The following is an 8176-nucleotide window of genomic DNA, read 5'->3' as shown; positions in this document are numbered from 1 at the left end:
GCTATGGACGGAGCATGATGTCGGGCGATAAATTCGCCTCCGACTATCTGGATCTGTATGGGCTGACCATCCGGAATAAGAACACTGGCGAAACGACATTCGCGGTGAGCTCCACTGGTGTTATCACCATCAACGGTAAAATTACTATGGGCGCAGGGAGCACGATCAACTGGGCGACGGTCAGTAATCAAAATCTGGCCTATAACCCGGCCTATTCGTTGGCTGATAGTGCGAGAACGACGGCAAATCAAGCCTATTCTCTTGCCGATGACGCCTATTATGAGGCCCAGGCCGCTTACAATCGAGCGAACCAGGCATACAAGATGGCTGACTCCATTGAAATGCCGCGCTACATCAAGTCCACCTATATTGACCAGACTACGATCCGTTCCCCGGTCATTGAGGGCGGGGAGTTCTATGGCGGGGAGTTCAACGTCATTGCCGGAAGCAGCTACGGTAGTTTCAACTTGTACGGTCCCTATGGCAACAGCCGCTATCATATGTTCTGTATCAGCTACTATGAGGGTGATGCTCCCTATATTGATATTTATAGCCCTTGCAGCGGTTATATCACGATTGGAAGACGTGGTGGAGGAGTTGTCTACTTTGAGGGGCGTGTTGATTTCAGCGGAGCCACCGTAACCGGTTTGGATTAAAGGAGAGCACCTTATTATGAAGAAAACATTGAAAAATTCCCAGATGGCCGAGATGCTGGCAAAGCTCCGGCCCATTCTGTCCCATCGGGACAAGATCGGGTACATTGCCGCCCGAAACTACCGTATCCTCGGCGAAACACTCACCGAGTACGAGACGTTCCGCAACAACCTTATCCAGAAGTACGGCGAGGAGATCACCGACGAGAGGGGCAACACTACCATTGGCATCAAGGTCGATTCTCCCAAGTTCAAGGAGTTTTCGGCTGAGATGGCTCCGTTCAACGAGATGGAGCACGAGGTCGAGCTTATGACCGTTAAGTATGAGGAGGCAATCGGCAGCCTCACTGGCGAGGAGCTTCTGGCCGTCGACTGGATGTTTGAGGATTAGAGAGGGGTGGGCTAATTGGCAAACATCAGTACCTATTTGCAAAAAATCTTGGCGGCCGTGTACGGCGAGGAGGTTCGCAGTTCCATCCACGACGCTTTGGCTGCCATGAATGTGGAGTCATCCAACGCTATGCAGTTTGCCTCCACTGCGAAGGATTCGGCGCAGGCGTCTGCCGCCGAGGCTAAGACTTCTGCGTCAACGGCTACGCAGAAAGCCACGGCCGCATCGGTTTCTGCCCAGGCCGCGAAGACCTCTGAAAATAACGCTAAGGTTTCGGAGAGTAATGCGTCAAACAAGGCTAAGGAGGCCACCGATGCTGCTGATGCGGCCAAAGCGTCTGAGATTGCCGCTGGCAGTTCCGCGGCTATTGCAAGCCAAAAGGCGGGCGAAGCCGCCACTTCTCAGGCCGCCGCCGCGCTGAGTGAAGCCGAAGCGAAAGCGGCCGAGGAACGTATCAAGACCATCAAGTCCGACGCGGAGACCCTTGGCGCTCAGATTGCAGCTGATAGGACTGCTGCGGAAAAGGCCAGGGATGATGCTCAGACTGCGGCCGACGATGCCGCTCTCGCTGAAACCAACGCCAAACTCTCTGAGAATGCCGCACTGGGCGCTCAGACCGCTGCTGAGTTTGCCAAAGATGACGCAGAGGTGGCTAAACTGGCCGCACAGGATGCACAGGTCGCTGCTGAAACGGCCAAAGACGCTGCTGAGCTGAGCGAGGACGCCGCCGATAAGTCCGCCAAAGATGCGGCCGCAAGCGCCCTCTCCGCCCAGCAGTACAGTGGAAAACCGCCCAAACCTCAGGACGGAACGTGGTGGATTTGGGACGCCAGTCAGCAGAAGTATGTTGACAGCGGTATCGGCTGCGACTTGGTGGGCCCGACCGGAAACGGCATCCAGGACATCAAGCTCACCAAGGGCGACCATACTCCGGGCACCACGGATATTTACACCGTGACCATGACGGATGGCACAAGCTATCCCGTTTCCGTCTACAATGGCCGGAACGGTACGGGTGCAGGTGATGTGCTGGGCATCTGGTTCGACCTGGTTCTGCCCGCCGACGGCTGGAAAGACGGCGAGATTACCATTGCGGACAGCCGCCTGCTGGCCCTGGCCACCCACAAGTATTTCATCAGCGCAGACGAAGCCAGCCGTGACGAGTTCTTGGACTGCAAGGTTCAGCCCAAGGACATCACCACGACCGGCTTTATCACGTTCAAGAGCGAAACCGATCCGGCGGAGGACCTGACCGTGAACGTCATCCGGTTTGAGCTGTCCGCCAATGGGGCGTAAGGAGGTGTGCGGTTTGAAAATCGAAATCAAGGGGGCGTCTACCAGATTGGTGGAAGACTCCAGCCTGATCCAAAACTCCGCGAAGCAGTACCCCGTGGAGTTTACCTTTGACGAAGCGTGGGATGGGTTTGCCAAGACCGCGCTGTTCGAGGCCGGCGGGGCGAGCATCGCCGTTGTTCTTACGGATGACCGGTGCGTTATCCCGGCCGAATGCCTGAAAAGGGGCGGTGTCCGTCTTAAGGTCATGGTGTATGGCGTAAAAGGCACCGAGCGCATCTCCACTGGATGGTGTACGACCAGCGTCATCCTCCACAAGGCAAGCCTCGGGTTTGGTTCTGGTGGGGGTCCGACCCTGCCAGATGACGTCTACGATCAGATCATGGCAATCATCGGCGACCTTGATGCCGCCGGGTTTGAGGGAAAGACGCTGGCCGANGTCTTCAAGGAGATTTTGGGCAGCGTATGTGAGACGGCCACCGACGAGGAAGTGGGCGACGCGCTGGACAGCGCCTTTGGCGAAAGCTCTGGGCCCTCAAACCCGCCGGAGGAGCGCCCCGAAAATACGGCTACCGACAAGGAAGTCAGTGATATTCTCGACGATGTTTTCGGCAGATAGCCGTAAACAAATACTTTTTGAAGGAGGACATTTTTATGTCTAAGCACACTACTCTCGACCAGCTGAAGATGCTGGCCCAGCGTTCCAAGACTGAGATCGACCGGGTGGACGCCAAGGTCACTGCTCTGAACGACCGGGTGGACGATATCGCCACCGTGGGCGGGGAGCCCAACGTCATCACCGAGATCAAGAACAACGGCACTGCTCTGGCCATCACCGACAAGGGCGTCGACATCGGCCCTTCCATCGCTGAGGCCGTGGCCGCCGCCGACCACCTGACCAAGAAGAAGGTAACGTCCGTGGACGACATCGACCCCGCCGCCGAGGGCGCGGACAAGTTCATCTATCTGGTGCCCAAGACGGGCTCCGACGAGGACGACGTGTACGATGAGTACATGGTCCTGGACGGCAAGGTGGAGCACGTGGGCAACACCCAGATCGACCTGGACGGCTATGTTCAGAAGGAAGAGGGCTCCGGCCTGTACCCCGACGCGGACAAGGAGAAGCTGGCGGGTATCGTGATGGCCGAGGACACCGAGGTCACCGCCATGCTGAACGAGGTCTTTGGCGCGGCGCAGACCGAACCGGAGGGCCCCGAGGTTACTGAACCCTGAGCAATCTGAGAGGGGATGGGGATATTTCTCCGTCCCCTTTCGCTTTTGAAAGGAAGTTTATCGCATGGCAGAGAACAACAAGATGACCACTGTTGAGCAGCTCAAAATGCTTGCTCTCAGAGCACAGGCCGATTCTGCCGCCCGTATCGCCGACCTGGCGGCCCTGATCGCCGCCGGCTATGGGCAACTCATCACGGTCACTCTGCCGGCTGCCAAATGGAGCGGCAGAGCGCAGAAGATCGAGCATAAATCCCTTGTGGCGAGCAGCGGCTATTGCTACTTTGTCTGCGGCGACGCCGACTGCTTTATGGATTGCAGCGACACCGGCATCAAGGCGGACAACGTCACCACGGATGGTGAGATCACGTTCCGGTGCGAAGTCACCCCTGACGTGGATCTGACCGTGAATATTCTTCGACTGGAGGTCGACACAGATGAGTAATGATCCCAATGTCGGAAAGGTGTTCAACCTGACCGGCGGCGGTGGAGGCAGCGGTTCTCTAAAGCTGGAGAGCTTGGCCGTCATCAAGCCGCCCAAGAAGACGATCTATAAGTCCGGGGAGAGCTTTGACCCCACCGGGATGGTGGTGGAAGCGAGCTACGGCTATGGCCTGACCTCGGAAGTGACCGGATATACCGTGACCCCCGCCGTTCTGACGGACGGTGTGACGGAGGTCACCATCACCTACACGGAGGGGCGGTCCACCAAGACGGCCAGCACTCCTGTAACGGTGGAGAAGGTTTTGGTCGCCATTGAGGTGACCACTCCGCCTGACAAGACGGCCTACAGCTACCTGGAGAGCTTTGACCCCTATGGCATGGGTGTTACCGCCAAGTTTTCGGACGGTTCCACTACGGCCGCCACTGGGTACACCTATCCCACCACGGAGTTCTCCACCCTGGGCAAGCAGACGGTTAGCCTGGACTACACCTATGAGGGTGTGACAAAGTCTACCAGCCTGGACGTGACCGTGAACCCCATTGAGGTCCCCGTTCCTACGCAGAAGGACCCCATTTCCTACGATGGAACGGCCAAGTCGCCCACCTGGAACGGTTATGACTCTGTGAAAATGACCGTGAGCGGGGAGACTACCGGCGTGAATGCTGATGACTACACGGCGAAGTTTACGCTGGTGTACGGCTATGTGTTCCCCAACGGCACCAGTGAGGCCACGGCGGACTGGACGGTGCAGAGGGCGGTCATCCCCGCGCTGCCGACCCAGAGTAACGCCCTGGCGGCAGACGGCACGCCCAAGACTCCCACTTGGGACGGCTACGATGTGAGTCAGCTTTCCATCAGCGGCGACCGGTTCGGCACCGATGCCGGCGACTACATCGTCAGTTTCACCCCCACGGCCAACTATCAGTGGTGGGACGGCACCACCGGGCCCAAGGACGCCACCTGGACGATCACCAGCGTTATCGTTCCTATCCCTACTCAGAAGGGCTCTCTCACCTATACCGGAGCGGCTCAGACTCCCCAGTGGGACAACTTCGACACGGAGAACTCCTCTGTGCAGGTCACGCCTGCTACGGACGCCGGGGAGCACGAGGCGAAGTTCACGCTGCTGGCCGGCATGTGGTCGGACGGCACCACCGGGCCGAAGACGGTGAAGTGGGTCATTGGGCGGGCAACGATTGCCGCTGTCCCTAAGCAGAGCGGCACGCTCAAGTACGACGGCAACCCCAAGACCCCCACTTGGGACGTCAACTACGACAGTACCAAGATGACACTGAGCTTGGAGGCCAAGATCAACGCCGGGACGGCTTACACCGCCAGTTTCACGCCTACGGCCAATTTCCAGTGGCCGGACGGAAGTATTGGAGCTAAGATGGCTACCTGGGCCATCGGCAAAGGCGACAACGCCGTCACCATCAGCCCGTCTTCGCTGACGCTGAATATGTCGGCCAAGAGCGGAAAGTTCACTGTGACCCGCAAGGGTGACGGTGTTATCTCCGCAACTTCCAGCGACACCAAGATCGCTACGGTGGGCTCTATCAACCAGACTACGGGCGAGGTCACCATCAACAGCGTGAACGACACCAGCGGCACCGCCGTCATCACTTTCAAGGTGGCCGAGAGCGCCAACTATCTGGCCCCCGCCAACAAGACCGCCAATGTCAAGGCCAGTTTCCGAGAGTACCTCTATGGTTTCGACATCACCCTGAGCGACCAGAACCCGGCTACCCGCGTCAGCTATCCCAGCGATGTGGAGAATGCCGCCTTTGCCAAGGCCGTGATGAACTTTGGTGGTGCGTTCAGCTATGGCGGCTGGCCCAGCACCCCCGGCTCCAAGTTCATGCCCCGGCCCTGTATGCTGAAGTATGACGGCACCGTGGCCTACTACCTGAACCCCAACGATTACACCAAGAAGGCAGATGGCACCGCATCGGACGTAGCGAACATCAACTTCGGCGGAAACGCCATGATGGAGTGGCCGAAGATCTATGTCAAGCGGTGGGAGAGCGGCGGCGTCTATCACTTCCGTTGTTCGGACGTGAAGGTGGACAGCGACTACGAGTGCTGGTCCAACTACGACAAGAATAACAAGGAGATCCCGCACTTCTACACCCCCATCTTCTTTGGCTCCAAGGACAGCTCCGGCCGGATGCGCTCCATCAGCGGGCAAAGCAACTGGGTAAGCACAGGCGGAACTCAGCCGGAGATGGACGCCGCTCAGAAGAACGGCGCTGATATTTGGCAGATCGAGTTCCTTGCTGACCGCAAGCTCATTGAGGATTTGCTGACTATGATGTTCAAGAGCACCGACCTTCAGGCCACCGCCGGCTATGGCGTTTGCAACGCGAGCGCGGCTATTGCTCCGGGAACTATGAACACCAAGGGCTTGTTCTGGGGCGCGAGCGACAAGACTTCCGGTGTTAAGGTGTTCGGCATGGAGAACTGGTGGGGCAACATCTTCCGCCGGTTGGCCGGCTGGTTCATCTCCGGAGGGGTGTCGAAGGTAAAGCTCACCTGGGGCACTAAGGATGGCACCACCGTTACCGGGTTCAACACCACCGGTAGCGGCTACAAGACCATTGAGGGCGTCACACTGACCAAGAGCGGCTATATCAGCGAGATGAAGACCGAACCGTTCGGGCGTTTCCCCGAAGCGACTAACGGCTCCACCACGACCTACGAGGCCGACTATGTGTGGGCTGATACGGGCACCAACTATATTGCCTATGTCGGTGGTGGCTGGCGCCGTGACCTGATTTGCGGTCCGTTCTGCGCTAGTCTCTATGTTAGCGCGCCGAGTTCCAGCACCAGCATCGGCGCCGCCCTCTCTTGTAAACCGCTTGCCGCGGCGTAGCCGCGTAAAGGAGAGGTCTGGAGAACCTTGGGTCTCCGGGGAAACGAAAAAATTCAAAATAAGGGGTATGTACCGCGCCTTTGCCTATGTCGGTGGTAACTGGAACAATGACCTGAATTGCGGTCCGTTCTACGCTAATCTCTATAATAGCGCGACGAATTCCAACACCAACATCGGCGCCGCCCAATCTTATTCCGCAACATCTTCATTTGATAATGCGGTACATATCGCTGCTGAACGCAGTAGAGGGAGGGGCTTTGCCGGCTCCTCCCTTTCCTCACCGCTTGGTGAAAATTAACTCGGTGCAAGCACCCGTTAGTATCTGAAAGAGGCGAACGCGGGTGAGAGGATAAGAGAGTAATGAAATCCTACAAACACTTGTTTGACATCTGCATATCGGAAGAAAACCGCCGCAAGGCTATTAAAAAGGCCAAGCGCACAAAGCGGATCAGGAAGATGATACGAAAACGCCATCTGTCCGACGAGGCACTCTTGGCGTTATCCTACGACTGGATCATCAGCTATGAAAACGCGGAGCATACGCCAATCGTCATTCAAGACGGTATCCGGCATAAAGAGCGGGTCATCATTGTTCCGACTCTGGAGGAACTCATTGTTCAGCACTGCGTTGTCATGGCTTTGGAAGAATTGTTCTGGCACGGGATGTATCATCACAGCTATGCGAGCATTCCCAAACGTGGAGCCCATAAGGCCAAGAAAGTCATCGAGAAATGGATCGACAAGGACCCAAAGAACGTAAAGTATGTCCTGAAAATGGACATCCGGCACTTCTTTGACAGCATCCCGCATGATATTTTGAAAGCGAAACTTCGCAAACGGATTCATGACGACCAGATGCTGGACCTGCTGTTTAAGATCATCGACGTGACTGACGTGGGCCTTCCTTTAGGCTTTTACACCTCGCAGTGGCTGTCAAACTGGTTCTTGCAGGAGCTGGACCACTTCATCAAGGAACAGCTTCACGCGGTTTACTACGCCCGCTACATGGATGACATGGTCGTCTTTGGGTCAAACAAGAAAGTTCTGCACCAAATCAGGCAAGCCATCTCCGGCTATCTGGGCGAAAATCTCGGTCTGGAGCTGAAAGGAGACTGGCAAGTGTTTCGTTTCTCCTACACCGTCAAGGGTGAAGACCTTGGCCGGCCTCTTGACTTCATGGGCTTTCAGTTCTATCGGAACCGGACTGTCTTGCGCAAGTCCATCATGCTGAAAGCGACCAGAAAAGCCCGCCGAATCCATAAGAAACCCTATCAAGGGCACAAGCCAACTGT

General features: G+C 56.9%; 7 protein-coding genes. All 7 read left to right on the top strand.

Going from position 1 to position 8176, the window contains the following annotated elements; genetic code table 11:
- A partial coding sequence (locus JX325_RS09885) for a hypothetical protein (RefSeq protein ID WP_204790981.1) occupies positions 1-656 on the top strand: 656 nt, incomplete at its 5' end.
- Positions 657-672: 16 nt separating this feature from the next.
- Positions 673-1044 carry a hypothetical protein gene (locus JX325_RS09880; RefSeq protein ID WP_204790980.1) on the top strand — a complete coding sequence of 124 codons (372 nt, stop codon included), beginning with the start codon at positions 673-675 and terminating at the stop codon, positions 1042-1044.
- A gap of 15 nt (positions 1045-1059) precedes the next feature.
- Positions 1060-2340 (top strand): hypothetical protein, encoded by a 1281-nt coding sequence (locus JX325_RS09875; RefSeq protein WP_204790979.1) that lies wholly within the window; start codon positions 1060-1062, stop codon positions 2338-2340.
- A 651-nt stretch (positions 2341-2991) separates the two neighbouring features.
- Positions 2992-3570 (top strand): hypothetical protein, encoded by a 579-nt coding sequence (locus tag JX325_RS09870; RefSeq protein WP_204790978.1) that lies wholly within the window; start codon positions 2992-2994, stop codon positions 3568-3570.
- 64 nt (positions 3571-3634) lie between these two features.
- Positions 3635-4012, top strand: a complete 378-nt coding sequence (locus tag JX325_RS09865) for a hypothetical protein (protein WP_204790977.1) — start codon at positions 3635-3637, stop codon at positions 4010-4012.
- Positions 4005-6884 carry a bacterial Ig-like domain-containing protein gene (locus JX325_RS09860; RefSeq protein WP_204790976.1) on the top strand — a complete coding sequence of 960 codons (2880 nt, stop codon included), beginning with the start codon at positions 4005-4007 and terminating at the stop codon, positions 6882-6884. The genes JX325_RS09865 and JX325_RS09860 overlap by 8 nt, the downstream gene beginning before the upstream one ends.
- Before the next feature lie 360 nt (positions 6885-7244).
- A partial coding sequence (locus JX325_RS09855) for a reverse transcriptase/maturase family protein (RefSeq protein WP_204790975.1) occupies positions 7245-8176 on the top strand: 932 nt, incomplete at its 3' end.

It is taken from the genome of Oscillibacter sp. CU971 (assembly GCF_905219725.1).
GTDB lineage: Bacteria > Bacillota > Clostridia > Oscillospirales > Oscillospiraceae > Oscillibacter.
The sequence above is the reverse complement of the archived record's forward strand: the minus strand, read 5'-3'. Positions and strand labels throughout refer to the sequence as shown.